The sequence below is a fragment of the Propionivibrio soli genome (assembly GCF_025770765.1).
GTDB lineage: Bacteria > Pseudomonadota > Gammaproteobacteria > Burkholderiales > Rhodocyclaceae > Propionivibrio > Propionivibrio soli.
Window position 1 is genome coordinate 66,138 of the sequence record NZ_JANZKY010000014.1, and the last position, 25,837, is coordinate 91,974.

Consider the following 25,837-nt stretch of genomic DNA (forward strand, 5'->3'; position numbering starts at 1 on the left):
TTTCCGGAAAAACCGCCAACTATGAGCAATCGGTGCCGAAAACTCAAGTCTTGACGTGGCGCTCAAAGATGCACCAAAGGCTCATGCACTGAGCGCCTTTATTTTCAGAGGTAACCGACGATATGCTCCGATCTCATGGTAAATGGCTGACCGGCGTCGCGTGTTGCAGCGACTATTCGAATCGGGTTAAATGAAGATTCCGCCGGAATCGGCCGGAACAATTGGGAGGCGTGATGAAAATCGATATCGAGCGTTTGGGTCTGAAGAACGTTAATGTGGACCCGGAGACCCTGCTGACTTTCCCGAAAGGGCTGGCGGGTTTTGAGGTGTGCAAGCGCTTCAAGCTGTTCCACGAGGAAGGCAAGCCTACCGTCTTCTGGCTGCAGTCGGTTGATGACGAAGACATTATGTTCCCCGTCGTCACGCCGGAACAACTCGACCTGCAGTATGAAATCGAACTGTCCGACGAGGATTGCGCGCTGATCGACCTGAAAGACCCGTCGCAAGCGGTGGTCGCTGTCATCGTTTATCGCGATGACGCGCAGGGTGGGCGCATCGACGCGAACGCGCGTTCACCGATCATCCTGAACCTTGCCAGCCGCAAAGGCATGCAGAAAATCCTCAGCGAAGTGCGGCCGGCCGTCGTCATGCGCGGTCGCTGATATCTGTTTGCCGCCTGGCCGCTTTCATGCAAGGGCCGGGGGTTTCGCATGCGGAGCTAACCGTAGCTCCGCTGATCGTCTCCTGTGCAGCTAATACGACGACGCGGCGCGGGCCGCCTGATCGTAGCGGCCCGACACGGTGCGTAGAAGCTGGGCGATTTCGCCGAAGCGCCGGTTCTCGTCCTCGTGCCCCGAAAACCCAGGCAACAGGCAGGCTTCTCTGACCTCCCGATACCGCTCGCAGAGCGCGGCACCCGCTTCTGTCGCACGTAGATAAACTTCCTTCCCCCGCTTCGCGCTGGCAACGAGCTTCATACCGATCAATTTCTTGGCGGAGTATGAGACGACATGCGTGTCCTCGATGTTGAGGACGAAGCAGATGTCGGCCAGCCGCTTCTCGGTCCCGCGGTGGTTGATGTGGTGCATGACGAGTACGTCGACCGGCGTCATGTCTTTGGCACCGGCGGCACTCATGCAACGGATCATCCATCGATTGAAGGCGTGAGTGGCGATGATCAAGCCGAATTCGAACTCGGAAAGTTCCGGCGACTTGGGGGAGACGAGATGCGCCGACGAGACGATGCGTTGCTTGCCGTCTTTCCGTGGCGCGCTTTTCGACGCTTTTTCCATAAGACCTCCGGTCGTTTCCGACGTCTATGCGAAAGTACTATACGGGTTAAACGTTGACAATACGTCGACGAATTATTAACGTAGCCCGGCCATCGTCGGGGATGGGCACCGCTGTCGTTCGACAGCAACCAGTCCGTAGTCGTCGTCTCCCGGTTTTCACTCTTCGCGCCGGTTGGTTGCGAACTGACCGGCTCCGTTCACCTCTGAAAATGGAGAACTCTATGTTGAAGACGCTCGTCGCCGTCAGCGTCGCCACGACGGCCCTGCTTTGCGGATCCGCCGCTCAAGCCCAACAGAAATGGGATATGCCGACCGGCTACCCGGGCAACAACTTCCATACCGAGAACATCGTGCAGTTTGCAGCCGACGTCGATAAAGCCACGGGCGGCAAGCTCAAAATCACGGTCCACGATAACGGCTCGCTTTTCAAGGCCAACGAGATCAAGCGTGCCGTTCAAGGCGGACAGGCTGACATCGGCGAGATCATCATTTCGGGCTTCTCCAACGAAGACCCGATGTTCGCGATCGATTCGATCCCCTTCCTGGCGACGGGTTATCCGGAAGCCGAGAAGTTGTGGAAAGTGTCGAAGGCGGCAACTGAGGCGCGTTTGGCGAAGCAAGGCATCAAGGTACTCTACGTCGTGCCGTGGCCGCCACAAGGTATTTTCAGTGCCAAGCCGATCAACTCGGCCGCCGACCTCAAGGGCGTCAAGTGGCGCGCCTATAACCCGAACACCAGCCGCATCGCGCAACTTGTCGGTGCCCAGCCGGTCACCATCCAGGCGGCTGAACTTACGCAGGCACTCGCCACGGGGGCTGTCACCGCGTTCATGACTTCCGGCGCCACGGGTTATGACAGCAAGGTCTGGGAACAGGTGAAGTATTACTACGATGTTGCCGCTTGGCTGCCGAAGAACCTGGTCATCGTTTCCCAGAAGGCTTTTGATCGGCTCGACAAGCCGACTCAGGACGCCGTTTTGAACGCGGCCGCCGCGGCGGAAGCGCGTGGCTGGAAGACGAGCGCCGAGAAAAACAATTGGTACAAGGAGCAATTGACCAAGAACGGAATGAAGGTCGAAGCGGGTTCCGAACAACTGCGCTCGGACTTCAAAAAGATTGGCCTGACGATGATCGCCGATTGGACGACGCAGACCGGTGCCGAGGGGCAGGCGATCATCGACGCCTTCCGCAAATAGCTAGACGACGGACAGGAAGACATGCAGATCGCGTACAGCGTCCGCCAAACGACCTGCGGTCGAACGCTTTCCGGTATGTTTTCGTCTCGATAACCAATCATGGGGCGGCTCTGAGCCGCCCGTTTTTTTGAGGGACGGCAGGATGCGATCCTTGCTCAACCGCCTGTTCGACTTTACAGGTTTCTTGGCCGGTCTGTTCATGATCGGTACCCTACTGACCGTGCTTTCCAGTATCCTGGGGCGGCTCATGCCCGTGTTCGAACTCCATGGCGCCGATGCCTATGCCGGGTACTGCATGGCCGCTTCGGCATTCTTGGCTCTCGCGACCACTCTGCGCCGCGGCGAGCACATCAGGGTAACCCTGCTCATCAATCGGCTCTCGCCACAAGCGCACCGCTGGCTGGATATCTTTTGCCATGTCGTGGCTATCGCGATCGCAGGGAACCTCGCCTGGTTTTCCGTCAGGCTCGTTTCGCAATCCTTCGCCTTCAACGACATCTCCACAGGTCTGGATGCGACGCCGCTCTGGATACCACAGCTCGGCATGGCGGTCGGCACGGTGGTTTTCGTTCTAGCCTTTGTCGTTGATCTGGTCGATCTGATCTCCGGCAAGACGCCCGTCGGCACCTCCGCCGAGGGGGAACCGGCTCATATCGAATAGGAAGCGAGCGACATGGATCTCTATATCACAGCATTCCTTATCGTCGCCCTGTTCGCCATTCTCGGCAGCGGTGTGTGGATCGGCTTGGCACTGACGGGGGCGGCTTGGATCGGGATGGAATTGTTTACCACGCGTCCAGTCGGAGACGCCATGGTGATCACGATCTGGGGCTCGTCGTCGTCGTGGACGCTCACGGCTTTGCCTCTGTTCATCTGGATGGGCGAGATATTGTTCCGTACCAAGCTCTCCGAGGATATGTTCAAGGGGCTGGCACCGTGGCTCGATAAGATCCCCGGGCGGCTGCTGCATGCGAACATCATCGGATGCACGATATTCGCCGCGGTCTCGGGATCGTCGGCGGCGACCTGCGCCACCATCGGCAAGATGAGTCTGCCCGAACTCAAGAAGCGCGGTTATCCCGACTCGATTTCAATCGGGACGCTGGCCGGTGCGGGTACGCTCGGCCTACTGATTCCGCCGTCGATCATCATGATCGTCTACGGGGTGATGGCGAATGTCTCGATTGCGAAGCTGTTCATAGCTGGCGTCATCCCAGGGCTGGTGCTTGCTGGCCTCTTCATGGGATACACCATCTTTTGGGCGCTCCGGCATCCTGAACAGATTCCCCCGGCCGACAAGCGCATGACCTTCTGGCAAAAGATCTATGAGTCTCGACATCTGATTCCTGTGGTTACGCTTATTGCCGCTGTCCTTGGCTCTATCTACACCGGCATTGCTACGGCCACCGAAGCGGCGGCACTCGGCGTCGTTGGTTCGATGATCATCGCGGCCGTGCAGGGTGAACTGACGTGGGCGAATTTTCGCGACAGCCTGATCGGGGGCACGCGGCTCTACTGCATGATTGCTCTCATCCTTGCGGGGGCCGCGTTTCTTACGCTATCGATGGGCTACATCGGGTTGCCGCGGCATCTGGCGGAGTGGATCATCGGCCTGAACCTATCGCCGCTTGCCTTGCTGCTGGCGCTGATGGTGTTCTTCATCGTCCTCGGATGTTTTCTCGACGGTATTTCCATGGTGGTGCTCACCATGGGCGTTCTTCTGCCGACGATCGAGCGCGCCGGGATCGATCTCATCTGGTTTGGGATCTATATCGTGCTCGTGGTCGAGATGGCGCAGATCACGCCACCGGTGGGCTTCAACCTGTTCGTACTGCAGGGAATGACCAATCGCGATATTGCGTGGCTTGCCAAGCAGGCGTTTCCGTTGTTTCTGCTGATGGTCGTCGCTGTGCTGCTGATGTACTTCTTCCCCGGGCTCACAAGTTGGCTGCCGCAGCATATGTCGGGATGATTTGAATATGTCGGCCAATCTCACTAGCGCCTCCGACGTCCGCCTTCTGCCGCTCGGCGATGCGGCGTGGACGGTGGAGTTCGGCAGCACCATCGATCCCGCAATCCACGCTCGCGTGCTCGGTCTTGCCGAGGCGTTGGAGCAAGCACGTTTGATCTCGCGGGGAGGGGAGGCCTGTGGTCGGGAGTTCGACGGCATCGTCGACGTCGTACCGACCTTTCGCTCGCTGACGATCCACTATGACCCCCTGCGCACCGATGCGATTCGGCTGGGTGAGGCTTTGTGCGCGCTCGCTGCCGCATCCGGGGTTAAGCCCGCGCACGGGCGACGCTGGGGCTTGCCCGTATGCTTTGACGACGAATTCGCGCCAGATTTGGCCGACTTGGCGGCGTCCAAAGGGATGACGACAGCCGATGTGGTCCAAATGATGACGACCACCGAATTCCAGGTGTACATGATCGGCTTCATGCCCGGTTTCCCCTACATGGGCGGCCTGCCTCCAGCGCTGCACATGCCGCGCTTGTCGTCGCCGCGCAAAGCTGTGCCGGAGCGCTCGCTTGCCGTGGCGGGCGAGATGTGCGCCGTCTATCCATGGGAAAGCCCTGGCGGTTGGCGACTTCTTGGCCGCACGCCGGTGCCCATGTTCTCGGCTCGGGAGGCCGCCTCGCCGGCTCTGCTCGCGTCGGGCGACCGTGTTTTCTGGCAGGCGATCGCACGGTCTGAATTCATCGAACTAGAAGCAGCCGGGCGCGCGGGAACGCTCGATCGCCAGCAGTTTCTGCTCGGATCGGAGAGCGTGTGACGACCGGTCTGATTGAAATCATCAAGCCCGGGTTCGCCAACGGCATTCAGGATACGGGGCGTTACGGATACCGCCATATGGGCGTGGCCGTTTCTGGATTCCTCGACCGGTTGTTCGCGCGTTGCGCCAACGCCTTGGTCGGCAATACGGATGATGCGGCATGTATTGAGATGCGCGTCACCGGCCCGGTACTGGCCGTCAGACGAGGTCCCGTCCGGGTGGCGCTTGCCGGCAATGTCACGGCAACGATACGGCGAGCCACTGGCGCCGCGGAAGAGCTCTCCGCGTGGCGTAGCGCGACTCTCGGTTGTTCGGACGTGCTTGAGATCGGCGCCGTCAAAGGAGGAACGAGCTACCTGGCCGTTTCGGGAGGCATTGCTGTTACGCCTCAACTGGGTAGCCGCTCGACCTACCAGCGCGCGAAGATCGGTGGGATCGAAGGCCGCTTGATCGCGGCCGGAGATGTGCTGCCGTGCGCGGCAGCGTCCAGCGACGCCGACGAGGAACGGCAGGCGCCGCCGTGGCGGCATGCGGACAGCCCGATCCGTGTTGTCCTTGGCCCGCAGATCGACCATTTCGCGACGGAAGCCGTAGCAACTTTCATGGCTTCCGAATACCAGGTGACCCCACAACTCGACCGCATGGGCATGCGCTTGCAGGGTGAAAAACTTGCCCATGTGACGTCGTCGGCCGCCGACATCGTTTCGGACGGTGTGACGCCTGGCGCGATCCAGGTTCCGGGAGAGGGTCAGCCAATCATTCTGTTGGCTGACTGTCAAACCGTCGGCGGTTATCCGAAGATCGCCACGGTGATTTGCGCCGACCGGCCGCGACTCGGTCAGTTGGAGCCGGGGCAAACCGTTCGTTTCGCGGCGACGGATGTGACTCAGGCGCGTATAGCGCTTGAGGAGCAGGAGCGCGCGTGGCGAACATGGGCCTCGCAGATCGTTTTCGGAGGCATCAATTTCGATGCGGTGTATGGCGACGGATCAGGTTGCTGGAAAGATGACGATGACGAGATTCTGGTGTGATTCGCCTGTCGCCGGTGGGCGCGACCAGGATGCGTTGGATGCGGAATGACGTTGGACTAGTCGAGGAGCGCGGGAAATGGCAATGTTGAATCTGAATTCCGATCTTGGCGAGAGTTTCGGGCCGTGGAAGATGGGGAGCGATGCGGCGATGTTGCGCATCGTCAATTCGGCTAACGTGGCGTGCGGTTTCCATGCCGGCGACCCGTCTGTCATGTTGCAGACGGCCGGCTTGGCGAAGGAAAACGGTGTCAGCATCGGGGCGCATCCCGGCTATCCGGATCTGCAGGGCTTCGGCCGGAGGCGTATGGACATGCCGCTGGGCGAACTTGAAGCCATGCTCATCTACCAGATCGGCGCGCTCGACGCCTGCGCGCGAGCACAAGGCGTGCGGGTGACGCACGTCAAGCCGCATGGGGCACTGAGCAACGTCGCTTGCGCCGAGCGCAAGGTGGCCGATGCCGTCGCGCGTGCCGTCCGTCGACTCGACCCATCGCTCATCCTGCTTGCTCCTGCCGCTTCGGAACTGATCGCCGCCGGACGCGAGCAAGGTCTGCCGGTCGTCGAAGAAATCTTTGCCGACCGCGCCTACCTCGACGACGGCAACCTCGTCCCGCGCAGTCAGCCAGGTGCGATGATCCACGGCGCGGAAGCCAGCCTGCAGCACGTGATGCGCATGGTTGAAGAGCAGGCGCTGATCTCGATCACCGGCAAACGCATCCCCGTCAACCCGCAGAGCATTTGCGTACATGGGGACAACGCCGACGCCGTAGCGACGGCTCAAGTCGTCCGTGAAGGGCTGATCAAGGCGGGGTATTCGCTGGTGTCGATTCCGGAACTGGCTGTGCGGTAGGGAGGAGACTCGTAGACTGCCCGGCTGTCTCGTTACTCCGCTGCCGAGGGCGCGGGCCGTACCGAGCCGTGGCGCCGGCTCGCCTCACCAACTGTACCATGCGGGGTGATCAATAAAACCCTTTCAAATCCAGGGTCTTGCTTAACCAGTGCCAGGCCGCGCGACAATGGCACTTTGGATTTCGCGTCCGTTAGTGCCATGCATCGCCGCTCCTCGCTTCGTCTGCTCTGGTGCCTGCTCGGCATCGCCGTGGGAACCAGCGCCGCTCTGGTTATTTCCGGCCCCTCCGTCACACCGTTTCTCCTGGCTTCGCTGGGCGGTACCGCGGTCTTCCTGTTCGGTTTTACGCGTGCTCCTGCCGCACAACCTCGCGCCCTGTTCGGCGGCCACCTCGGCGGGGCGCTGATCGGCATAGCCTGCTATCAGTTCTTTGGCGAGGCCATTTGGGTTTACGCCCTGGCACAAGCGCTCGCGCTCGCATTCATGCTGCTCACGCGCACGATGCACCCACCCGCCGGCGCCAATCCCATCCTGATGATCCACGTTCACGCGACCTGGTCGGCCCTGTTTCAGCCCGTCCTGGTCGGGATTACCGCTCTTGTCGCTGTCGCTGTTCTATGGAGTCGGCTTTATCCGGGGCTTTGCCGCTACCCCGTGGATTTGAGGGCACCGTCGCCATCGCATATCAACTGGGGCGGGTGGGGCGAGCCGGGCTAAGTTGTTCTGAGTCTCGCTGCATGCCAAAGCGCGAGTAGCGACCGATCATCGCGTGTTAGGTGGATGAATAAGCCGAGCCCTTTCCGAGCGGATCAAATAGGTTTCAGTTCCCTCAGGTCGCGCTGGTACCGCTGCCAGTTGGCGACGTAACGCCCGGCGCTGCCGGGGAGGCGGGCGACTTCCTCGTCGCTGAGCTGGCGCACGAGTTTGCCCGGTGCGCCAACGATCAACGAACGCTCGGGAAACGTCTTGCCTTCGGGAATGAGCGTGTGCGCGCCGACGAGCGAATCCGCTCCAATCGACGCACCGTTGAGGATTACGGCGCCCATGCCGATCAGCGACCGGTCGCCGATGGTACAGCCATGCAGGGTTACGAGGTGGCCGATGGTCACTTCGCGGCCGATGACAAGCGGGATGCCTTGGTCGGTGTGCAGCACGGAGCCGTCCTGGACGTTGCTTTCCTCGCCGATGCGGATCCAATCGCGGTCGCCGCGCACGGTGACGTTCCACCATACCGAAGTATTGCGGGCCATCTGCACTTTTCCGATCACGGCGGCATTGGGGGCGATCCAGCTTTCCGGATCGAGTTCGGGAACCCAGGAGGCGAGGGCGTAAGCGGGCATGTGGGCAGGCAGTGAGAAGACTGGAGAGAATAGGTTACTGGTAGCGCAGCGCTTCGATCGGGTCAAGCGCCGCGGCCTTGCGGGCAGGATAAAAACCGAAGAATACCCCCACCGCCGCTGCCACGCCGAAAGCCACGAGAACCGAGCCGCCGGAGATGACGATCACCATGTCGGTGATGGCGTTGGTGAGGAGCGCGCCGCCGACGCCGAGGACCAGTCCGATCAGACAACCGGTCACGGAGATCATGATGGCTTCGAGCAGGAACTGCGCGAGGATATCCTTCTGACGCGCGCCGATCGCGCGCCTGACGCCGATTTCCCGCGTCCGTTCGGTGACCGAGACGAGCATGATGTTCATGATGCCGATCCCGCCCACGAGCAGCGATACCGAGGCGATCGCACCGAGCAGCATCGACATGACGCGCGTCGTCTCGGCGGCGGAATCGGCAGCGGCGGCGAGATTGCGGATGTAGAAGTCGTTCTCGGCGTCGTCACGCAGGCGGTGGCGTTGTCGCAGCAGAGCCGTGACCGATTTCTCGACCGACGGCATGGCCTCCGCAGATGCCGCTTGCACGATGATCGAACGCACCGAGCCGGCGAAGGGAACGCCGAACACTTTGCGTTGCGACGTAGAGAGCGGAATGATGATCGTGTCGTCCTGATCGCGACCGTCGAGGTTCTGACCTTTGGGGTTCAAGGTGCCGATCACGGTGAACGGCGTGTTGCGCACGCGGATCGTCTTGCCGAGGGGGGCTTCGCCGGGCTCGAAAAGGTTCTCGATGACGGTCTTGCCGAGCAGTGCGACCCGGGTCGCCGAGCGTAGGTCCGATTCGCCGAAGACGTAGCCGCTCGCCAGCGTCCAGGAGCGCGCATCCAGGTATTCGGGCGTCGTGCCGACGACGGTTGCACTCCAGTTTTTCGAACCGTAGACCAGTTGCTGCGTGCCCTGTTGCATCGGCGCGACGTAGGTGACGTCTTCGAGCTCGGCGATCGCCTCGGCGTCGGCGACACGCAGGGTGAAACCAAAGCCGCCGCCCGACCGCACCCCGGAGGCCTGCGTCGTGCCGGCGATGATCACGTAGAGGTTGCTTCCCATCGTGCTGATCGTCTGCGCCACCGCATACTGCGCACCCTGGCCGATCGCCATCATGAGCACGACCGAACCGACGCCGATGACCATGCCGAGCATGGTCAGCGCCGTGCGCATCTTGTTCGAGCCCATGGCGTGCCAGGCTTCGCCGAGCATCGCCCTCAGCATGCGGGCGCTCCCTGTCCGGCCGTGACGGGAGCCGTGGCGGTCGTCGATCCGGCCGCTTCCGCACGTACGGGAGTCAGGGCATCGCTGACGATGAGTCCGTCGAGGAAGCGCACCTGCCGCTTGGCGTGATCGGCAATGTCGTGCTCGTGCGTGACCAGCACGACAGTAATGCCTTCATCGTTGAGCTGCCCGAACAAAGCCATGATCTCCTCGCTCGTGTGGCTGTCGAGATTGCCCGTGGGCTCGTCCGCGAGAATCAGGCTCGGCGAATTGATCAGGGCGCGAGCGATGGCGACACGTTGCTGCTGCCCCCCGGAAATGCGTGCCGGAAACGAGTCCGCGTAGCTATCCAGGCCCACCTTGGCCAACATCTCGCGCGCGCGGCGGCGGCGCGTCTCGCGGTCAAGGTGCGAATACACGAGCGGCAGCGCGACGTTGTCCTGCAGGCTCATGCGTGGCAACAGGTTGAAACCCTGGAACACGAAACCGATCGTGCGGTTGCGCAGCGTCGCGAGCTCATCGTTCGCCATGTGAGCGACGTTGCGGCCGACCAGGTAGTAGTCGCCGGCCGTCGGTGTGTCGAGACAGCCGAGCAGGTTCATGAAGGTGGATTTGCCCGACCCGGACGGCCCCATGATCGCGACATACTCGCCGTGCGAGATGGAGAGATCGACGCCTTTGAGTGCTGGAAAGGGGCCGGCGGCGGTGACGTACGTCTTGGTCAACCCTTCGACGTGGATGACGGCGTCGGCAGGCGCCGAGCGACCGACCGGCGACGGCTCGTACATCAGAACAACCTCGTTCCCAGGCTGCTTGGTTTGGTGGCAGCAACTGGGTTGTCGCCGACGACGACCACGTCGCCTGGCTTTAGGTCGCCGCCGAGGACTTCGGTGTTGCGGTTGTCGGTGATGCCGATCTGGATAGTGACCGGGCGGATCGTCTTGCCGTCCACGACATACACCTTTGCGGAACTGCCGTCGCGCTTCTTGCCACGGCCGCCGCCTTCCGTACCACCGCGGCGCTGCCCATTGCCGTTTCCGCGGGCGGGCGGCTCGGCGGCTGGTTTTTCCTCGGCCTTTTCTTCGTCGGCCGGCTTGAAGCGCAAGGCGGCGTTCGGCACGAGCAGCGCGTCGTCACGGCGCGCGACGCCGATCGTCACATACGCCGTCATGCCCGGGAGCAGCGTGTGATCCGGATTCTGCAACGACACGCGCACGTTGTAGGTGACCACGTTCTGCAGGGTCGTCGGATTCAGCCGTATCTGCTGCACTTCGCCGGTGAAGCTGCGGTCGGGGAACGCGTCGACGGTGAACCGCACCCTCTGTCCTTCCTTGATCTTTCCGATGTCCGCTTCGGCGAAGCTCGAATCGATGCGCATCTCGGAGAGGTCCTGCGCGATCTTGATCAGCGTCGGCGTCTGATAACTTGCCGCCACAGTCTGGCCGAGATCGACGACGCGGTCGACGACGATGCCGGAAACCGGCGAGCGGATGACCGTGTAGTTCAGATTGACCTGGTCCTTGTCGGCGGCTGCGCGTGCCTGGCGCAGTTGCGCCTCGGCTGAACGCCTCGCCTGCACGGCCTGATCGAATTCCTGGCGGGACACGTACTCCTGCTCGAACAGCGTCTTCATGCGCGCCTCATTCGCGCGGGCAAGGTCGAGCGTCGCGGAGATATTGCCGATGTTTGCCTCCGACTGCCGCGCCTGAGCAGCGAACAGCGAGCGGTCGAGTTCGAGCAGCGGCTGTCCCTTCTCGACCTTGTCGTTGAAATCGACGTAGAGCCGGGTCACGGTGCCTGACACCTGCGTGCCGACGTTCACCAGCACGACCGGATTCAGGGTGCCGTTCGCGGAGACGCTTTGTACCAGTTCGCCGCGTTCGATCGTTTGCACGCGATAGCGCTGTTCGGGCGACAGGGTCGTGTGCACCCGGTACCAATAAGCGCCGGCGCCGAGACCGGCCAGGGCGACGAGGGCGATGAGCGAGACTTTGAGCGACTTTTTCATGGCAGCGGTTTTTTCGCGGCGGGATCGAGCAGACGGCCGTCAAGTGCGCCGATGGCTTTGGCGAGCGCAGCGCGGGAAACGTTCCAGTCGAGGCGTGCTTGGATGTGTTGCTGGCGCGCGGCGGCGAGGGCACTCTGCGCGTTGAGTACGTCGAGGATGCTGCCGACGCCGGCGCGGTAGCGGCCAAACGCCACGCGTTCGGATTGCTCGGCGCTGGCAAGCAGCGTGTCCGTGGTGCGGATCGACTGCGTCGCCGTTGTCAGGTTCTGATAGGCCGTCCACACGTCGAGGGCTACTTGCAGGCGGACGGCGTCACGCTGCGCACTGACGGCCTCGGCATTTGCCTGCGCTGAACGGACGCGATAGGTGGTTTCAAAACCCGAGAACAGCGGCAAGGTGAGCGTCAGACCGATGGCGTTGTCGTGACTGTTGACGCTGTCGCCGCCGCTGCGCACGCGTTGCCAAGCCGGGCCGGTACCAAGCGAGAGCGTCGGCAGGCCCGCGGCGCGGGCGTAATCGACGTTAGCCTGAGCCGCGCGCACTTGCGCTTCGGCGGACTTGAGATCAGGACGCAACGTGCGGGCCTGCTCGATGAGCGCATCGACGTCGCGTTCGAACGATGCGTCCGGTGCCGTCTGCGGGATGTCGACGAGTTGCAGCGGCCGTCCCGCATCAAGTCCCATGACGGTCGCCAGTTGGCCGAGCGCGTTGCGCAACGTTCCTTCGGCGCGAATGCGGTCGAGTGTCGCCTGCGACCAGGCCGTCTGTGCCTGCAAGCGGTCAGCCGGGGTTCCTGTCCCTACTTGGTAGCGTACTTCGGCTGCCGTCAGGCTTTCGCGGCTCGCACGTTCAGACTCCAAGGCCGCCGTGACGGCGGCACGCGCGGCCTGCGCGTTGTAGTAATACTGCAGCGCATTGAGAAACACGGTCTGCACCGTCGCGTCGAGCGTCGAGGACGCGGCGCTGAGCAGTTGCCGTGCGTTTTCAAGGTTGGCCGAACGCGCGCCGAAATCGTAGATCAGCCACGACAACGTGAGCGAAGCCGTGTCTTGCTGCGTGGTCACCGAATTGCCACGCGAACGCGTCGTGGTGATCTTTCCGTCCACCGTGGGCAGATAGGCCGATTGCGCAATCCCCACACTCGCCGCATCGGCGCGTGCATTGGCCCAGGCTTCATGCGTTTGCGGATTGCGGCACAGCGCCAGGTCGACAACCTCCACGACGCCGAAAACTGTGGTCGCCGTTGGTTCCTGACAAGGTACGAAGCCAGGTGCCGCCGGAGCAGCGAGGGTCGGGCGCGGCGGTTCGATCAGCGCGGTATCGAAAGGATCCTGTGCGTTTGGAAGCGAAAATGCTTCAGCGAAGGGGCTGCCGACGGCAAACGCCGTGGCGGCGAGAATCTGCAGAAAGCGGAGGGGACTACGCTGGGGCATGGGGACGAGATGGCGACCTGTTCGACGTGTTTTCCAGGGAGCGGCCGGTTTTCCGCTAGTATAGCGGCCTTCGTTTACTCCCAGACGATGGGCGCCGACACAGGTGTTAAGAAATGTTACGACGCCTGTTGGCAGTTTCCCCTCGTCATTTAGCGCTCGCATGGCACTCAAATCCACGATTTTCAAGGTCGATCTTTCGGTCGCCGATATGGATCGGCACGTCTATAAGGACTTCGCGTTAACGCTCGCCCGGCACCCGTCGGAAAACGATCAACGCATGATGGTTCGCCTGCTCGCGTTCATGCGCTATGCCGACGACGCGCTGGAATTCGGGCGAGGGCTGTCGACCGACGACGAGCCGGACCTGTGGCGTAAGGACCTCACCGGCGCCGTCGAATTGTGGATCACCGTTGGTCAGCCGGACGAGCGCTGGCTGCGCAAGGCTTCGGGCCGTTCCACGAAAGTGGTCGTTTTCTCGTATGGTGGGCGAGCCGCCGAGGTGTGGTGGGAGCAGAATCGCGCCGCCCTGGAAAAGCTCCCCAATCTGACGGTACTCAGACTCTCAGCGGAGGAGGCCGCCGCGCTCGCTGTGCTATCCACCCGCACCATGCGTCTGCAATGCACGATCCAGGATGGGGAAATCCTGGTCACGGGCGAGGGGGAGAGCGTCCGCGTCGAACCGCTGCGGCTGTGTGGAGAACAGTGATCCAAGGGGAAGAGCCGCCTCGAGCCCCGGCGATATACTTGGCATTTTTTTCGGAATCTCGCAGACCATGGCTGAAACGCTTCCGCTCCAAATCGTCGCCGACGAACTGGCGCGCGTGCGGGCGAACTGCCCGCTCGTGCACGTGCTGACCAACGAGGTCGTACAGGAAATCACGGCCAACGTGTTGCTCGCGGCGGGCGCTGCCCCAGCGATGATCGTTGCCGAGGAGGAGGTTGGGGCTTTTGCGGCCATTTCAGGCGCGCTCCTGATCAACGTCGGCACGCTGTATCCTGCTCGGCTGGCAGCGATGCGCCAAGCCGTAGCCGCGGCGCGCCGGGCCGCTGTGCCGTGGACGCTCGACCCCGTGGCAGTCGGCGTTCTTGCTTATCGCTCGCAGGCATGCAAGGAGTTGCTGGCCGACGCACCAGCCGCGATTCGAGGCAATGCGTCGGAGATTCTTGCGCTGGCCGGTTTCGCGGGCAGCGGACGCGGTGTCGACAGCACCGCGGGATCGGAGGCGGCGGTCGCCGCCGCACAGCAGTTGGCGCAAGCCACCGGAGCGATCGTGGCGGTCACCGGCGCGACAGACTTCATCACCGACGGCAAACGGACATGGGCTACGCCGTGGGGAGACCCGATAATGACGCGAGTCGTGGGTACCGGCTGCGCGCTTTCTGCCCTCGTAGCCGCCTTCACGGCGCAAGCACCAAACCGGCTCGATGCCGTGGCCGCCGCGTGCGCCGTTGCCGCGTTGTGCGGACAGCGTGCCGCCGCAATCAGCCATGGCCCGGGATCGTTCAAGGCGGCCTTTCTCGACGCGCTCTATCTGCTCGAGCCTGCCAGCCTCCTCGAAGAGGCGGCATGAGCCCTGTCGATCTCTCGCTCTATCTCGTTCTCGATCCAGGACTCTGCGGCGGGCCGGACGGCATGGTGCACACCGCCCTCATTGCCGCCGAGAATGGCGCGACGGCTGTGCAGTTGCGCGCGCCGGATTGGAAGAAACGGCAATGGTTCGAGACCGCCCGCGTGCTCAAGCAGGCACTTGCACCTTTGGGCGTCCCGCTGATCATCAATGATCAGGTCGACGTCGCGCTGGCGGTGGGAGCCGGGGTGCATGTCGGACAGGCAGACCTGCCGGTGGCTGAAGTGCGACGCCTGCTTGGCCCTGAGGCGATCGTGGGGCTTTCTGTTTCCGACGCTGCGGAGCTGGAGACTGTGTCGGACGACGGGATCGACTACCTCGGCATCGGTCCCGTCTATCCGACGGGCTCGAAGGCCGATGCCGCGCCTGCAACCGGCCTGGCGCTCTTTGCCGAACTGGTGCGAGCGGCACGCTTGCCCGTAGTAGCCATCGGCGGCATTTCGAACAGCAACTGCGCGCCGCTCTTCGCGGCCGGGGCACAGGGGATTGCGGTGATCTCGGCGATTTGCGGTCAGACGGACATAGCGGCCGCGACCCGTTCATTGCGCCGCGAGATCGATCGGGCGCGAACCTGATCGGTTGGTGACCAGTCGGCGTGGCGCCCGGCTACGGGTGGCTTACTGCTGGCGTTTCATCATTTCCTGGATCTTCGGATCCTTCATCATCTCGTTGATGTTGACGCTGCCCATGTTCGGCATGATCACGTCGCCCGGTTTTTGTCCGGCCTTGCATGGGCCAAGCCAGCGGGCGTCCTGCGTGATGCTCGACTCGCTCGTCCCATGCAGCGGCGGATTGAACTTCGTCTTGATCGTTCCCTTGTAGTTCGAGTCGAAAGCGCCTTCGAAGACGCCATCGGTCGTCGCCGTCGAGCCCTCCATCTTGCACACCGAGTGGATCGTCACGCGGTTACCCGACGGCTTGATGTCCATCACGCTGCAGTCTGGCTTTTGCTTGCTTGCCTGTTGCTGCGTGAGATCGTCCGTGTTCTGGTCGATACACTGCTGCATCGGTCCCATTGCCGGTGCCCCGGCCATGCGCGTATCGATTTCCCACAGACCCGGCTTGCGCTTGGGCATGTCAGCGGCGGTGGTGCTCGTCGCCGCGGCGACAAACGCTAGTGCAAGGAATGACAACAGGTAAGCCCTGGTATCGCGGAATGCCATTTCTTCCCCCTTTGATCGATGCCCGAGTGTTCGCGGCTGCAGAACAACGATTGAAGACCGACTGGGCGTCCACGCTATCCGAGCGCTCGAGAGAAGGCAATGTGGCAGAAAGTAGATCAACGAGACGTCGTTTCGCTTTCTCGTGGTCGAAATGTTGGCTAGCCATACTTTGCCCCTGCCAAAGTGGTGCGGGAAAACCGAGCCGTCCGTCGAAACAATTAGCGTGACACCGAGGATTGGACTACCATGAACGAACAAGAGGGTGGTTTGGGAGGTGCAGCATGGAAATCGGATCCGTATCGGCCAGCGTCACGAGCGCTTTGACATCAGGTATGCAGGAGGCGCAGGCGCGCCAACGTGCCCTGCGCGAAGAGCAGGCCCAGCAGACTCAGCAAACACAGCAAAGCGCGCCGACGCAGCAGACGGCAGCGGCGGCTCCGGAACGCCGTGTCGAGCCGACGACGCAGCCCGACGCAAGTGCTCAGACGCGTACGCAGCCGGAAGCCAACCGGCCGACAGTGAACGTCGAAGGTCAAGTCGTCGGAAGGCGCATCAACACGACGGCGTAGCGCCAGCGAAAGAGATTGAAACCAAGGCTCACACGAGCCGTGCAGTCGTCCACAAGATGCCGCCAATCGCGGCAGCGAGAAGCGCGATCAAGAACAGCCCCGCCATGATGGCGTAGCCGCGCGGATGGCGTTGGCGGTCGCCGAGCGCCAGAAGGTGCAGGGTAACCCAGGCGACGGCAATCCCGGTGACCAGCGGCACGCCGATCGCCTGCACTTCGTTCCGGGTGAGGTCCAACAAGCGCTCCTGCCGCCACGGCACCACGACGAAAACGCCGAAAACCCAGAAAAGCGCCGCGCTACCGGCCCCGCACAGCAATGCGACGAGGCGGATGATGAAGTTCTCCATAGCCCGTTGCCTCCCTTTTCTACCCAGTTTTCTTTATCGCCCGTTCAACAGCCGAAGCGCGCGCGCAGTTCATTGAGGTTGAGTTCGTCGAGAATCGCTTCGAGGCGGGCTCGGGCGTTTCCGCGGGTTTCACCCGTCCGTGTGGCGATGATCAGTTCGTTCTTCATCGAGTGTTCCCAGCCGACGAGTTCGGTCACCGTCACCTGGTAGCCGTGGGCTTCGAGCATCAAGCAGCGCAGGGCGTTGGTGACGACGCTGCCGAATTCGCGCGTATGGATCGGATGCCGCCACAACTCGGAAAGCGGCGTTTTTCCAAACGAATTGTTCTTGTTCTTGCGCAGCACGCCGGCAACTTCCGCCTGGCAGCATGGGACGAGGACAATGAAGCGTGCGTCCTTGTGCAAGGCAAAACGGATCGCATCGTCGGTCGCGGTGTCGCAGGCATGGAGCGCCGTCACGATATCAATATGCGCCGGCAGAGCGGGTGAATCGATCGATTCCTCGACCGAAAGGTTGAGGAAGCGCATGCGGTCGAAGCCGAGGCGGCAGGCCAGCTCTTCGGACTTCTCGACCAGTTCGCGGCGTGTCTCGATGCCGAAGATCGTCCCCGTATCCAGCGCGGTAAAGAATAAGTCGTAGAGCAGAAACCCGAGATAGGATTTGCCAGCGCCGTGGTCGGCTAAGGTTATGCCGCCGCTATTCACCGCGCCATCTGAGCTCACCGATGCAAGCAGGGGTTCGATGAAGTGGAGCAGGTGATTGACTTGCTTGAGCTTGCGGCGGCTGTCCTGGTTGAGCTTGCCGTCGCGCGTCAGAATGTGAAGCTCCTTGAGCAGTTCGATCGACTGCCCCGGGCGGATATCGGGAATGGACACGGTATGGAAGGCCGGTTGGTGGAATGCCGGCATTTTAGACGTACGGGGCAGTCGGGTCGAACCATGGGATAATCGCGCCTCGCCACTCGGGCGGCCAGGAACGGTACAGCAGCCGTAGGCAACCCGGGTGCGCTTCATAAGTTCTCTCCTCGAATCTGGCGGTCAAAAGGCATTCATGGCAATTCAGTGGTACCCCGGTCATATGACCTCGGCGCGCAAGAAGGCGGCCGAAACCATGGCGACCACCGATGTGGTGATCGAGGTGGTTGATGCGCGCTTACCGGAAGCGAGTACGAATCCGATGGTGCACGAGCTGCGCCTGCACAGGCAGCGTTCCTGCCTCAAGGTATTGAACAAGGCCGATCTTGCCGATCCGGAAGTTACTCGGGAATGGATTGCTTATTACAACCGGCAGCCGGGGGTGAAGGCGGTCGCGTTGTCGAGCAAAAACCAGAGCGAGGTTGCTCGCATTCCCGGCTGGTGTCAGGCGCTTGCGCCGCATCGCAATGACAATACCAAGCCCTTGCGCATGATGATCATGGGCATCCCGAACGTCGGCAAGTCGACCCTGATGAACGCGCTCGTCAGGCGCCGGATAGCGAAGGTCGGCGATGAGCCGGCCGTCACCAAATCACAGCAGGTCCATCAACTGAGCATCCGACAATCGATCGTCGATACCCCGGGCCTCATGTGGCCGAAGATCGAACATGAGAGCGATGGCCTGATGCTTGCGGCGAGCCACGCGATCGGCCGCAATGCCATCATCGACGAAGAGGTGGCCGTATTCCTCGCCGGGTTGCTGCTCGTTCGGTATCCCGGTTTGGTCGCCGCTCGTTACGGAATTGCTGTCGAGGGGCTCGATGCTGTTGGTGTCGTAGAGGCCGTCGCCCGCCGTCGTGCCTTGATCATGAAAGGCGGCGCACCGGATTTCGAAAAGGCATCGGCGGCTTTCCTGCAGGATTATCGCGACGGCAAACTCGGCCGCATCAGCCTCGAAACGCCGGAAAGCCGCCGAGCGATGTTGGCGGCCGATGAGGCGAAGAGTGCCTTACAGACTAGCGGTCAGAAAACCGGTAGCCGGAAAACCGGCCGGCGGGATGCGGAAGAGGGCACGGTGATCCAAAACCCAGGTTCGGCGGCTGACGACGCCGAACTGTGACGATAACGCTGGCAGATGATGCTCAGGGGCGTTGCGCGGGCGGAGGTTCTGGTTGCGGCTTGACGATATACTGACGAGCCAATGGAATGGCGGTGTTCCATACGTACCAGCCGCCCAGTCCAAGCAGCGCAAGCCAGAACACAAGTTGAACGGCGAAGAAAATCGCATTGCGCTGTTGCCGGCTGATCTTCTTGCCGGGATCGGTCGCGCCGCACTGCGGGCAGGCAAGTGCTGTGGTATCGACCTGATGACCGCAGGCGCGGCAGGGAACGAGCGGCATGGGGCTGTCCTTTCCGAGATTACGTTGGGATTATAGCGTGTGACGGCAAACGCCCCTCCCGTGCGTTGTCGGGGCGAATACCGTATCGAAGCAAAAAAAGGTTAGCTATGAACGACCGCGTGACCGAACTCGAAATCAAGGTCAGCTTGCTCGACGACATGGTCGAGGAACTCAACCGGACGGTGTTCCGGCAACAAGAGCAGATCGACTTGCTGCAGGATCAAATGCGTCTCTTGTACGCGCAAGTCCAGGCCGCCGCTTCCGGGCCCGCCGAGCCGCGTAGCCTGCGCGACGAGATTCCGCCCCATTACTGATCGGAAATCGCAGGACGAAGCCGGTAGCCTCATGACGGGCCGCCGCAAGGCGGCGCTGCGGGAGAAAGTCTTCTGGTGGCGGCTGCTAGATATTCCAGTGTTCGCGCAACACGGACAGCATGCCGACAAGCGAGGGCAAGTGTTCGCCCGTCGTCTTGTAGATGAACGACAGCTTGCCCTCGATGCGCCCATGCGGCCACAGGCTGACTTCCCCCTTCTCGACGGCGCTCAACGCCACGTCTTCGCGCAACAGGGCCATGCCGAGGCCGGAGCGCACGAGGTCGAGCATCGCCGACAACTGGTCGCATTCCACGACCTCGTTGGGGCGCACGCCCTGCTGAACGAACAGCTGACGCTGAAAGCGGGCGACGTGCGACCGCTCTGGCGCGGCCACCCAAGGCAGCTCCGCCACGTCTCTCCAGCCCGCGCGCGCAAGTCGTTCCGCGTAGGCCGCTGGACCGACCGCGAGGTAAGCCACCGTACGCAACGGTAAGGCGTTGATGTCAGGGTGGTCGATGGTGCCGATGTGAAAACCGGCATCGAAAGAATCGTTCAGGACGCCGTCCACGACGTCATCGGCCAGCACGAGGCGGGTCTTTATCTGCAATAGCGGCAGCGAAGTACGCAGTCCGTACAACAATTCGCCGAGGCGCAGAAAGTCGGAGTCGTCGACGGTGGCGATTTGCACGTTACCCGACACCTCGCCCTTGATCTGCTTGGCTTTGCTCGCGAACCCCTCGAAAACGGCGAGCACGTGTTCGGCCTCGGCAAGCAGGAGTTCCCCTTGCCGCGTGAGCGTGATCTTGCCCGGGGCGCGGTTGAAGAGGGTGATCCCGAGTTCCTGCTCGATCGCCTTGATGTGCGCCGTCACGGCAGGCTGCGTCAGACAGAGCTTGTCGGCGGCGCGCGTCAGGTGCCCCAGCCGGGCGACCATGATGAACGAGCGGATCTTGAGGATATCCATGGTGCGTCGATCAGCCGGGGAAGACGCGGGCGTGCGTAGGATCGAAGCCGACGAGCACTGGCGTACCGGAGGGCGTCGGAGGTGTTCCGAGGAAATGCAGTTGCTTGACGCTGACCAAGATGCCGCCGACCGCGACTTGGTAGCGCACAACCTCGCCCAGGAACTCGCTCGTCACGATTTCGCCCTCGAACCAGGAGTAGCGACCATCGCGGAACGTGTCGACCGGGTGGATGTGCAAGGCGTGCGGACGAATGCTAAGTAGCGAGGGCCCTTCCGCTGGCCGGTCGCGCGCCACGCTCCAACGGAGTTTGCCGATGTCGGGTGAGGAAAACTCGACCGTTTGGTTCTCGACGTGCGCGACAACGCCAGGAATGAAGTTCTCGACGCCAACGAAGCGGGCCACCGCCGGCGAACTCGGAAAATCGTAGATCGACGCCGGCGAACCGATCTGTTCGATCACGCCGTGGACCACCACCGCCACGCGGTCGGCGATGCTCAGCGCGTCTTCCAAATCATGCGTTACGAGAATGGTCGTGATGCCAAGACGACGCTGGACGACCCGTAGATCGTGGCGCATTTGCACGCGCAATTCGTGTTCGACGTTGGCAAAGGGATCGTCGAGCAACAAGAGGCGAGGTTCGGAGACCAGTGCCCGCGCCAAGGCCACGCGTTGGCGTTGCCCACCGGAAAGGCAGTCCGGGCGCGCGTCCCGCGTATCGGCGATATCGAGCATGTCGAGCAGGTTCGTGACGCGCTGCTCGGTTTCGCGCTCACTGCTTGGCCCGGTAATTCCGAAGGCGACGTTTTCGAAGACGGTCATGTGCGGCCACAACGAAAGGCTCTGGAACACCATCCCCACGTTACGCCCGGGAGAAAGGGCCGTATCGACGGCTGCGCCACCGGTACGGATGCAACCCGATGACGGCTGCGCGAGACCGGCAATCACGCGCAGCAGCGTTGTTTTGCCAGAACCCGATGGACCGAGCACGGCGAACAATTCGCCGGCTTCGACGGAAAAGCTAACCTGGCGCAGAAGGGGGGCGACCCCATACGAGAAAACGATGTTGTCGACGTCGATCCTGAGACTGTTCATGGCGGCGTACTCAGTGGGTCTGAGTCCCCGGAAATACGATCCGGCGAATGGGTGGAGCGGCGGCACGGCGGGCGCGGAGCAAGGCCACGACACCTGTCATGGCGATGGCGACGAAAGCGATCACGAGCACGGCGAGGGCCGAACCGGTCCCGCGTCCGGTCGTGCTTTGCATGTGCAGATAGATGCTGTAGCTGATCGGCGCCTCGGTCTCGCTCGGTACCAGGAGCATGGCCGAGGAAAGGTCGACGGCGGAGACGCCAAAACAGATCAGAAAGGCGACGATCAAGCCCAAAGCCATCATCGGCAAGACAATTCGCCGTGCTACGGTCCAACGGGAACGCCCCGAGAACTGTGCCGCCTCGATGTACGAGGCCGGTACGTTGCGTAGTACAAGGTGACAGGCTCGAATGGCGAACGGGAGACCACGCACCGAGAAGGCGAGTGGCAGCAAAAATCCGGTCGCATCGAGCGGTTCGTCAAACAGGGGCAGCCGTAGACCTTGAAAGAACTGTAGGTAAGCGATGGCAAGCGCGATCGCTGGGACACTGAGCAGGCTGGCAATACTCCACGTGAGAAGGCGGCGCCAACGATCCGGGGCGTGATCGATCGCGTATGCCAGCGCGAGCCCGATCGCAACGTCGAGAACGGCTGCAAAGCCGCAGTAGAAGAACGTGTTGGCGAAGGCCTGCGTTTCCGACTCCAGCGCCGACGCATAGTGAGCGAACGAGTACGATTCGGGCAGCGCCGTGTAGCTCCAGATACGGGCGATCGAGGTGAGGATCACGCCACTGTAGCAAACGAGGTAGAACGCACCGATCGCCCCGAGGCAAAGGCCGCCGGTCCCGAGCCGCCCACGTATCCGCGGCAGTGGAGAATTCAGCGGCCTCTCCCAGTCGGCCAACCCCTGGCGGACAAGAACCACGGAAGCCAGCCAAGCCAGCGCGGAGATGAGGATCATCGCGATGGCCATCAACGAGGACAATGGGTCTTGGGCGCCGTAGGTCGATACACGGAAGAACGCTTGTGGCGCGAGCAGATTGGTCAAGCCGAGCGAAAGCGGCGTCGCGAGGTCGTCGAGCGTCTTCAGAAACGTGATCGCCATGCCGAATCCGAGTCCGGGAAGACCAAGCGGAAGGAAGACGCGAATCGCCAGCCGTCGCCAGTCGACGCCCACGCTCGCTGTCGCGTGGGCTTGCTCGCTGTACGCTGCCGTGCTCATGATCAAGAGCATCAGAACCAACGGGAAGTAGTGGATCGCCTCGATCACGGCGACGCTCGGTAGCCCCCACAGACCCGGATCCATGTCGCCCCACGATTGCAACCATTGGCCCAAGCCGCTACCGCGGCCGAGCAGGGATTGCAGCGACAGCGAGAGCATGAACGGTGGAACGAACAGCGGCAGGAAGCCGAACAGTTCAACGAGGAGCGGCGGTCGTGTCCGCGCGCGCCAAAGAACGAAGGCGATGGGCATTGCCGCTATTGCAGCGAGTAAAGCGGCTCCCGCGGAAACGACGATGCTGTTGAAGAGGCTTTCCAGGTACAGCGGGTGATTGAAAAAGACGTCGAGCGGTCCCCGTATCAACTGCCCGGTTTCATCAGTGATGGCGGCGATGACGAGCTTGACGATGGGCAGTACGAGGAAGACCAGGAGGTAAGCGGCGAGCAGGACAGCGAAGGTGCGCTTTACCACCGAGGATCGGATCGCGTAGCTTTTCATGGCGCGCCGACCTCGACATTGCGGCGGCCGGTCCTCATTGCTCGCCCTGGGCGAGTTTCTTCGCCGCCGTGAGTAGAGCGCGGGCTTCCGCCATATTCTTGTCTGTGCGGCGAGCCCACTCCGCTTCGCGTACTGAAATTGCAGCGTTGTTGGCGCGCGTTCGCAACGCTTTCCGGGTCAGCAGTTCGTCGTCTTCAGCCATCGGGGCCTGGAAAACAAGATTGCGCGCGGCCACGACGGCCCGCCGCGCGTTCTGGTTCGGGCGGGCGCGTAACGTACGCTCGATGTCGTGGATGTCTTTGCTGATCGCCGCAAGGTCGCGATGCCGAAACGTAACCAGTTGATCAAAGATGGCCCCAACCATCCGGTAGCGGGATTCCGACACGTCGGGCGCGTATGTCGGCAGATAGCTGGCCGTGACTTCGGCAAGCTGGGGGTATTCCGCCGGGCGATCATTGGCGGCATACACCGACGGTAGAACGGGCAGCCGGCTGATTTCGGGGCGCAGTAGCAGGCGCTGGCCTTCCTCGGATAACGTAAACCGCATGAAAGCGCGGCCCCCGGTCTCGTTGCGCGCGCCGTTGATAAGGCCGATGCTCACCGGTGTAATGACGCTTGGCCGCGCATAGGAAAAATCGACCGGAAAGCCCGAGTACTTACCCGAGAAGGCAAGGAAATCGACGACCGGTCCCAGGCCGAAGCGGCCACGCGCGATACTGTTTGGCACGTCGAAACTGCGCTCGGTGATGGTCGCGCAATTACCGGCGACCTTGAGAATCAGCGACCACCCCTCGTCCCAGCCGAAGCCCTGCAGAATCGATTCGACGATGAGGTGCGTCGTCGACGAGCGTGAGGGCGACGACATCACGATGTGTCCGTGATACTCGGGCTTCGCGAGGTCCTCCCAACTGTGCGGCGCTGGGATGCCGCGAGCAGCGAGATAGCGGGAATTCCACATGATGCCGTAGCCCGAGATCGCTTGACCGAGATAGTGGTTGCTGGCCTCGTTGACCTCGATGCGTCCCAGGTGCGTTGGAATGTCTGGGTTCCGCGCGTCCTCGGCGGGTTGCAGCAGACCGTGGCGCAGCAATGCGCGAAAGCCATCCGGCGAAGAAGACCAGAAGACGTCGGGGCGCGAGCCCGGCGGCCGGTCCTGAAGATAAGAAACGATGTTGGTTCCGGGGAAGTTAACGAACTCGACCCGGTATTCGGACGAACTGCGATCGAAGGCCCGTTTGTAGGCACTCAGGATTTCCTTGGGAAACGAAGAGGCAACCAGAACGACGCTCGCGGCGTGCGTAGGCGCCGCCATCGCCGCCATGGTGATGGCGGCGATGGCAGGCAGCGCGCGTAATAGCATGACCAAGCGATTCATCGGGCCGACCGCTCTCTTTCCGGAACGTCTTGCCTTTGCTAACCCTAACCCCGGTTCGGCCGGCGGCCGTTCCGACCGCGACCTTCACAGGTCGCGGTTTTCCCCTTCCGCGCTACCCGACCGGATACCAGTGCGGCCGGCTGAAGCGCAGTCCACAATTGTCGCCGATTGCCGGGCCGGGCGTGCGGCGAGTTTTCTGCACCCGCACCTCAGTGCCGTCCACGAGCACGCGGTAATCGATGGTTTCGCCGAGATACACCTTGCGCATGACGGTACCGCGAATGCCGCCGTCGGCCACAAAGTCGATTTCGGTCGGCCGCGCGGCCAGCAACCCTTTCCCGGCAAGAACGAGTTCGACCGGCGGCGCGATGTTCTCCGGCCACGCGTACGGCGTGTCCCCGATGCGCATGCCGTTCTGATCGAGCCTGGTCTCGATGAAGCAAGAGAGACCGATGAACTCGAACACGAAGCGGTTCACCGGCGACGCGTAGACTTCGAGCGGCGTACCCACTTGCTGCACGATCCCCGACTGCATCACGAGGATGCGGTCCGACAACGCCATCGCTTCCGACTGATCGTGCGTCACGTAAAGGATCGAGAAGCCGAAGCGGCGTTGCAGATCCTTGATCTCGAAACGCATTTCCTCGCGGAAATGCGGGTCGAGACTGGACAGCGGCTCGTCGAGCAGCATCACGTCCGGCCGGATGGCCAGCGCCCGCGCCAAGGCCACACGCTGCTTGCCGCCGCCCGAGAGTCCTTCCGGGCTATCCTGCGCCACCTTGTACAGGTTTGTGTGTTTGAGCGCCTCCTCGGTGCGCGCGTGGATTTCCTCTCTTGGCAGTTTGCGGATGCGGAGCGGGAAGGCGACGTTCTCGTAGACCGAGAGGTGCGGCCAGACGGCGAACGCCTGGAAAACCATGCCGAAATTCCGTTGTTCGGGCGGCAGGTAGTAGCGCTTTGCTTTCGACGAGATGATGCGTTCGCCGACACGGATCTCGCCGTCGTCGAGATCTTCAAATCCTGCCACCATGCGCAGCGTGGTCGTCTTGCCGCAGCCCGACGGCCCGAGCATCGCAACGCACTCTCCTTGGTTGATCTGGAGATTCATCCGGTCGACCGCGACGACGCTGCCGAACCGCTTGGTTACCTGATTCAGTTCGATGTAAGCCATG

29 protein-coding genes are annotated in these 25,837 nt (G+C 62.2%); 14 read left to right on the forward strand and 15 right to left on the reverse strand.

Features of this window, described 5'->3' with window-relative positions; translation table 11 throughout:
* Positions 1–233: 233 nt before the first annotated feature.
* Complete coding sequence (gene fliW, locus NZ453_RS16460) at positions 234–662, forward strand: flagellar assembly protein FliW (protein ID WP_263771825.1); 429 nt, start codon at positions 234–236, stop codon at positions 660–662.
* 90 nt (positions 663–752) lie between these two features.
* Here fliW and NZ453_RS16465 read toward each other — a convergent pair whose 3' ends face one another.
* On the reverse strand, positions 753–1,292 hold the full coding sequence (locus NZ453_RS16465; RefSeq protein ID WP_263771826.1) for a winged helix DNA-binding protein: 540 nt from the start codon (positions 1,290–1,292) through the stop codon (positions 753–755).
* A 221-nt stretch (positions 1,293–1,513) separates the two neighbouring features.
* Between NZ453_RS16465 and NZ453_RS16470 the strand changes: the two genes are divergently transcribed.
* From NZ453_RS16470 to NZ453_RS16500, 7 genes are all read left to right on the forward strand, one after another.
* A complete protein-coding gene (locus NZ453_RS16470; RefSeq protein ID WP_263771827.1) occupies positions 1,514–2,488 on the forward strand; it encodes a TRAP transporter substrate-binding protein in 975 nt (324 codons plus the stop codon).
* Positions 2,489–2,630: 142 nt separating this feature from the next.
* Complete coding sequence (locus tag NZ453_RS16475; protein WP_263771828.1) at positions 2,631–3,149, forward strand: TRAP transporter small permease; 519 nt, start codon at positions 2,631–2,633, stop codon at positions 3,147–3,149.
* Between the two features lie 12 nt (positions 3,150–3,161).
* Positions 3,162–4,460, forward strand: a complete 1,299-nt coding sequence (locus tag NZ453_RS16480; protein WP_263771829.1) for a TRAP transporter large permease — start codon at positions 3,162–3,164, stop codon at positions 4,458–4,460.
* A 7-nt stretch (positions 4,461–4,467) separates the two neighbouring features.
* Positions 4,468–5,262, forward strand: a complete 795-nt coding sequence (pxpB, locus tag NZ453_RS16485) for a 5-oxoprolinase subunit PxpB (protein WP_263771830.1) — start codon at positions 4,468–4,470, stop codon at positions 5,260–5,262.
* Positions 5,259–6,293 (forward strand): 5-oxoprolinase subunit C family protein, encoded by a 1,035-nt coding sequence (locus tag NZ453_RS16490; protein ID WP_263771831.1) that lies wholly within the window; start codon positions 5,259–5,261, stop codon positions 6,291–6,293. The genes pxpB and NZ453_RS16490 overlap by 4 nt, the downstream gene beginning before the upstream one ends.
* A gap of 82 nt (positions 6,294–6,375) precedes the next feature.
* Positions 6,376–7,143, forward strand: a complete 768-nt coding sequence (locus NZ453_RS16495) for a LamB/YcsF family protein (RefSeq protein WP_338051173.1) — start codon at positions 6,376–6,378, stop codon at positions 7,141–7,143.
* 198 nt (positions 7,144–7,341) lie between these two features.
* Complete coding sequence (locus tag NZ453_RS16500; RefSeq protein ID WP_263771833.1) at positions 7,342–7,860, forward strand: HPP family protein; 519 nt, start codon at positions 7,342–7,344, stop codon at positions 7,858–7,860.
* A gap of 92 nt (positions 7,861–7,952) precedes the next feature.
* Here NZ453_RS16500 and NZ453_RS16505 read toward each other — a convergent pair whose 3' ends face one another.
* The 5 genes from NZ453_RS16505 to NZ453_RS16525 are packed head-to-tail and all read right to left on the reverse strand — an operon-like array spanning position 7,953 to position 13,182.
* Complete coding sequence (locus NZ453_RS16505) at positions 7,953–8,483, reverse strand: gamma carbonic anhydrase family protein (protein ID WP_263771835.1); 531 nt, start codon at positions 8,481–8,483, stop codon at positions 7,953–7,955.
* A 34-nt stretch (positions 8,484–8,517) separates the two neighbouring features.
* On the reverse strand, positions 8,518–9,741 hold the full coding sequence (locus NZ453_RS16510; protein ID WP_263771836.1) for an ABC transporter permease: 1,224 nt from the start codon (positions 9,739–9,741) through the stop codon (positions 8,518–8,520).
* Complete coding sequence (locus NZ453_RS16515; RefSeq protein ID WP_263771838.1) at positions 9,735–10,529, reverse strand: ABC transporter ATP-binding protein; 795 nt, start codon at positions 10,527–10,529, stop codon at positions 9,735–9,737. Before NZ453_RS16515 ends, NZ453_RS16510 begins: the two co-directional genes overlap by 7 nt.
* Positions 10,529–11,749: an efflux RND transporter periplasmic adaptor subunit gene (locus NZ453_RS16520; RefSeq protein ID WP_263771839.1), complete on the reverse strand. Its 1,221-nt coding sequence runs from the start codon at positions 11,747–11,749 to the stop codon at positions 10,529–10,531. The genes NZ453_RS16515 and NZ453_RS16520 overlap by 1 nt, the downstream gene beginning before the upstream one ends.
* Entirely contained in the window at positions 11,746–13,182 is a 1,437-nt protein-coding gene (locus tag NZ453_RS16525; protein WP_263771840.1) for a TolC family protein, read from the reverse strand. The genes NZ453_RS16520 and NZ453_RS16525 overlap by 4 nt, the downstream gene beginning before the upstream one ends.
* A 160-nt stretch (positions 13,183–13,342) precedes the next feature.
* Between NZ453_RS16525 and NZ453_RS16530 the strand changes: the two genes are divergently transcribed.
* From NZ453_RS16530 to thiE, 3 genes are all read left to right on the forward strand, one after another.
* On the forward strand, positions 13,343–13,888 hold the full coding sequence (locus NZ453_RS16530) for a YaeQ family protein (protein WP_263771841.1): 546 nt from the start codon (positions 13,343–13,345) through the stop codon (positions 13,886–13,888).
* Between the two features lie 67 nt (positions 13,889–13,955).
* Positions 13,956–14,753: a hydroxyethylthiazole kinase gene (gene thiM / locus NZ453_RS16535; RefSeq protein WP_263771842.1), complete on the forward strand. Its 798-nt coding sequence runs from the start codon at positions 13,956–13,958 to the stop codon at positions 14,751–14,753.
* Positions 14,750–15,385, forward strand: a complete 636-nt coding sequence (gene thiE / locus NZ453_RS16540; protein WP_263771844.1) for a thiamine phosphate synthase — start codon at positions 14,750–14,752, stop codon at positions 15,383–15,385. The genes thiM and thiE overlap by 4 nt, the downstream gene beginning before the upstream one ends.
* A 42-nt stretch (positions 15,386–15,427) precedes the next feature.
* Here thiE and NZ453_RS16545 read toward each other — a convergent pair whose 3' ends face one another.
* The gene (locus NZ453_RS16545) at positions 15,428–15,973 is read right to left on the reverse strand and encodes a DUF3617 domain-containing protein (protein WP_263771845.1); all 546 of its coding nucleotides are present in this window, start codon (positions 15,971–15,973) and stop codon (positions 15,428–15,430) included.
* Positions 15,974–16,254: 281 nt separating this feature from the next.
* Here NZ453_RS16545 and NZ453_RS16550 point away from each other — a divergent pair, with 281 nt between their 5' ends.
* A complete protein-coding gene (locus tag NZ453_RS16550; protein WP_263771846.1) occupies positions 16,255–16,542 on the forward strand; it encodes a hypothetical protein in 288 nt (95 codons plus the stop codon).
* Between the two features lie 28 nt (positions 16,543–16,570).
* Here NZ453_RS16550 and NZ453_RS16555 read toward each other — a convergent pair whose 3' ends face one another.
* Both NZ453_RS16555 and NZ453_RS16560 read right to left on the reverse strand, forming a co-directional pair.
* The gene (locus tag NZ453_RS16555) at positions 16,571–16,888 is read right to left on the reverse strand and encodes a hypothetical protein (protein ID WP_263771847.1); all 318 of its coding nucleotides are present in this window, start codon (positions 16,886–16,888) and stop codon (positions 16,571–16,573) included.
* A gap of 44 nt (positions 16,889–16,932) precedes the next feature.
* Positions 16,933–17,796 carry a class I SAM-dependent methyltransferase gene (locus NZ453_RS16560; protein ID WP_263771940.1) on the reverse strand — a complete coding sequence of 288 codons (864 nt, stop codon included), beginning with the start codon at positions 17,794–17,796 and terminating at the stop codon, positions 16,933–16,935.
* Positions 17,797–17,938: 142 nt separating this feature from the next.
* On the opposite strand from NZ453_RS16560, the gene ylqF reads away from it, so the two are divergent.
* Positions 17,939–18,922, forward strand: coding sequence for a ribosome biogenesis GTPase YlqF (ylqF, locus tag NZ453_RS16565; protein WP_263771848.1), 984 nt, complete (start codon positions 17,939–17,941; stop codon positions 18,920–18,922).
* A gap of 22 nt (positions 18,923–18,944) precedes the next feature.
* Here the strand turns inward: ylqF and NZ453_RS16570 are convergent, their stop codons facing one another.
* A complete protein-coding gene (locus tag NZ453_RS16570) occupies positions 18,945–19,202 on the reverse strand; it encodes a hypothetical protein (protein WP_263771849.1) in 258 nt (85 codons plus the stop codon).
* Positions 19,203–19,309: 107 nt separating this feature from the next.
* On the opposite strand from NZ453_RS16570, the gene NZ453_RS16575 reads away from it, so the two are divergent.
* Entirely contained in the window at positions 19,310–19,516 is a 207-nt protein-coding gene (locus NZ453_RS16575) for a SlyX family protein (protein WP_263771850.1), read from the forward strand.
* Between the two features lie 85 nt (positions 19,517–19,601).
* On the opposite strand, the gene NZ453_RS16580 is transcribed toward NZ453_RS16575, so the two are convergent.
* The 5 genes from NZ453_RS16580 to NZ453_RS16600 form a co-directional block, all read right to left on the reverse strand.
* Positions 19,602–20,480: a LysR family transcriptional regulator gene (locus tag NZ453_RS16580; RefSeq protein ID WP_263771851.1), complete on the reverse strand. Its 879-nt coding sequence runs from the start codon at positions 20,478–20,480 to the stop codon at positions 19,602–19,604.
* Between the two features lie 10 nt (positions 20,481–20,490).
* Positions 20,491–21,573, reverse strand: coding sequence for an ABC transporter ATP-binding protein (locus NZ453_RS16585; protein WP_263771852.1), 1,083 nt, complete (start codon positions 21,571–21,573; stop codon positions 20,491–20,493).
* A 10-nt stretch (positions 21,574–21,583) separates the two neighbouring features.
* The gene (locus tag NZ453_RS16590; protein WP_263771853.1) at positions 21,584–23,290 is read right to left on the reverse strand and encodes an ABC transporter permease; all 1,707 of its coding nucleotides are present in this window, start codon (positions 23,288–23,290) and stop codon (positions 21,584–21,586) included.
* A 34-nt stretch (positions 23,291–23,324) separates the two neighbouring features.
* Positions 23,325–24,665: an ABC transporter substrate-binding protein gene (locus NZ453_RS16595; protein WP_263771854.1), complete on the reverse strand. Its 1,341-nt coding sequence runs from the start codon at positions 24,663–24,665 to the stop codon at positions 23,325–23,327.
* 112 nt (positions 24,666–24,777) lie between these two features.
* Positions 24,778–25,836 (reverse strand): ABC transporter ATP-binding protein, encoded by a 1,059-nt coding sequence (locus NZ453_RS16600; RefSeq protein ID WP_263771855.1) that lies wholly within the window; start codon positions 25,834–25,836, stop codon positions 24,778–24,780.
* Between the last annotated feature and the right edge of the window lies 1 nt (position 25,837).

What these genes read in the sequence shown, in the direction of transcription:
- NZ453_RS16500 (WP_263771833.1), top strand. Translation starts at nt 7,342, where the DNA reads ATGCATCGCCGCTCCTCGCTTCGTCTGCTCTGGTGCCTGCTCGGCATC.
- thiM (WP_263771842.1), top strand. Translation starts at nt 13,956, where the DNA reads ATGGCTGAAACGCTTCCGCTCCAAATCGTCGCCGACGAACTGGCGCGC.
- NZ453_RS16530 (WP_263771841.1), top strand. Translation starts at nt 13,343, where the DNA reads ATGGCACTCAAATCCACGATTTTCAAGGTCGATCTTTCGGTCGCCGAT.
- thiE (WP_263771844.1), top strand. Translation starts at nt 14,750, where the DNA reads ATGAGCCCTGTCGATCTCTCGCTCTATCTCGTTCTCGATCCAGGACTC.
- pxpB (WP_263771830.1), top strand. Translation starts at nt 4,468, where the DNA reads ATGTCGGCCAATCTCACTAGCGCCTCCGACGTCCGCCTTCTGCCGCTC.
- fliW (WP_263771825.1), top strand. Translation starts at nt 234, where the DNA reads ATGAAAATCGATATCGAGCGTTTGGGTCTGAAGAACGTTAATGTGGAC.
- NZ453_RS16520 (WP_263771839.1), bottom strand. Translation starts at nt 11,749, where the DNA reads ATGAAAAAGTCGCTCAAAGTCTCGCTCATCGCCCTCGTCGCCCTGGCC.
- NZ453_RS16465 (WP_263771826.1), bottom strand. Translation starts at nt 1,292, where the DNA reads ATGGAAAAAGCGTCGAAAAGCGCGCCACGGAAAGACGGCAAGCAACGC.
- NZ453_RS16510 (WP_263771836.1), bottom strand. Translation starts at nt 9,741, where the DNA reads ATGCTGAGGGCGATGCTCGGCGAAGCCTGGCACGCCATGGGCTCGAAC.
- NZ453_RS16585 (WP_263771852.1), bottom strand. Translation starts at nt 21,573, where the DNA reads ATGAACAGTCTCAGGATCGACGTCGACAACATCGTTTTCTCGTATGGG.
- NZ453_RS16525 (WP_263771840.1), bottom strand. Translation starts at nt 13,182, where the DNA reads ATGCCCCAGCGTAGTCCCCTCCGCTTTCTGCAGATTCTCGCCGCCACG.
- NZ453_RS16595 (WP_263771854.1), bottom strand. Translation starts at nt 24,665, where the DNA reads ATGAATCGCTTGGTCATGCTATTACGCGCGCTGCCTGCCATCGCCGCC.
- NZ453_RS16580 (WP_263771851.1), bottom strand. Translation starts at nt 20,480, where the DNA reads ATGGATATCCTCAAGATCCGCTCGTTCATCATGGTCGCCCGGCTGGGG.
- NZ453_RS16575 (WP_263771850.1), top strand. Translation starts at nt 19,310, where the DNA reads ATGAACGACCGCGTGACCGAACTCGAAATCAAGGTCAGCTTGCTCGAC.
- NZ453_RS16600 (WP_263771855.1), bottom strand. Translation starts at nt 25,836, where the DNA reads ATGGCTTACATCGAACTGAATCAGGTAACCAAGCGGTTCGGCAGCGTC.
- NZ453_RS16470 (WP_263771827.1), top strand. Translation starts at nt 1,514, where the DNA reads ATGTTGAAGACGCTCGTCGCCGTCAGCGTCGCCACGACGGCCCTGCTT.
- NZ453_RS16545 (WP_263771845.1), bottom strand. Translation starts at nt 15,973, where the DNA reads ATGGCATTCCGCGATACCAGGGCTTACCTGTTGTCATTCCTTGCACTA.
- NZ453_RS16590 (WP_263771853.1), bottom strand. Translation starts at nt 23,290, where the DNA reads ATGAAAAGCTACGCGATCCGATCCTCGGTGGTAAAGCGCACCTTCGCT.
- NZ453_RS16570 (WP_263771849.1), bottom strand. Translation starts at nt 19,202, where the DNA reads ATGCCGCTCGTTCCCTGCCGCGCCTGCGGTCATCAGGTCGATACCACA.
- NZ453_RS16495 (WP_338051173.1), top strand. Translation starts at nt 6,376, where the DNA reads ATGTTGAATCTGAATTCCGATCTTGGCGAGAGTTTCGGGCCGTGGAAG.
- NZ453_RS16555 (WP_263771847.1), bottom strand. Translation starts at nt 16,888, where the DNA reads ATGGAGAACTTCATCATCCGCCTCGTCGCATTGCTGTGCGGGGCCGGT.
- NZ453_RS16560 (WP_263771940.1), bottom strand. Translation starts at nt 17,796, where the DNA reads ATGCCGGCATTCCACCAACCGGCCTTCCATACCGTGTCCATTCCCGAT.
- NZ453_RS16515 (WP_263771838.1), bottom strand. Translation starts at nt 10,529, where the DNA reads ATGTACGAGCCGTCGCCGGTCGGTCGCTCGGCGCCTGCCGACGCCGTC.
- NZ453_RS16480 (WP_263771829.1), top strand. Translation starts at nt 3,162, where the DNA reads ATGGATCTCTATATCACAGCATTCCTTATCGTCGCCCTGTTCGCCATT.
- NZ453_RS16475 (WP_263771828.1), top strand. Translation starts at nt 2,631, where the DNA reads ATGCGATCCTTGCTCAACCGCCTGTTCGACTTTACAGGTTTCTTGGCC.
- ylqF (WP_263771848.1), top strand. Translation starts at nt 17,939, where the DNA reads ATGGCAATTCAGTGGTACCCCGGTCATATGACCTCGGCGCGCAAGAAG.
- NZ453_RS16550 (WP_263771846.1), top strand. Translation starts at nt 16,255, where the DNA reads ATGGAAATCGGATCCGTATCGGCCAGCGTCACGAGCGCTTTGACATCA.
- NZ453_RS16505 (WP_263771835.1), bottom strand. Translation starts at nt 8,483, where the DNA reads ATGCCCGCTTACGCCCTCGCCTCCTGGGTTCCCGAACTCGATCCGGAA.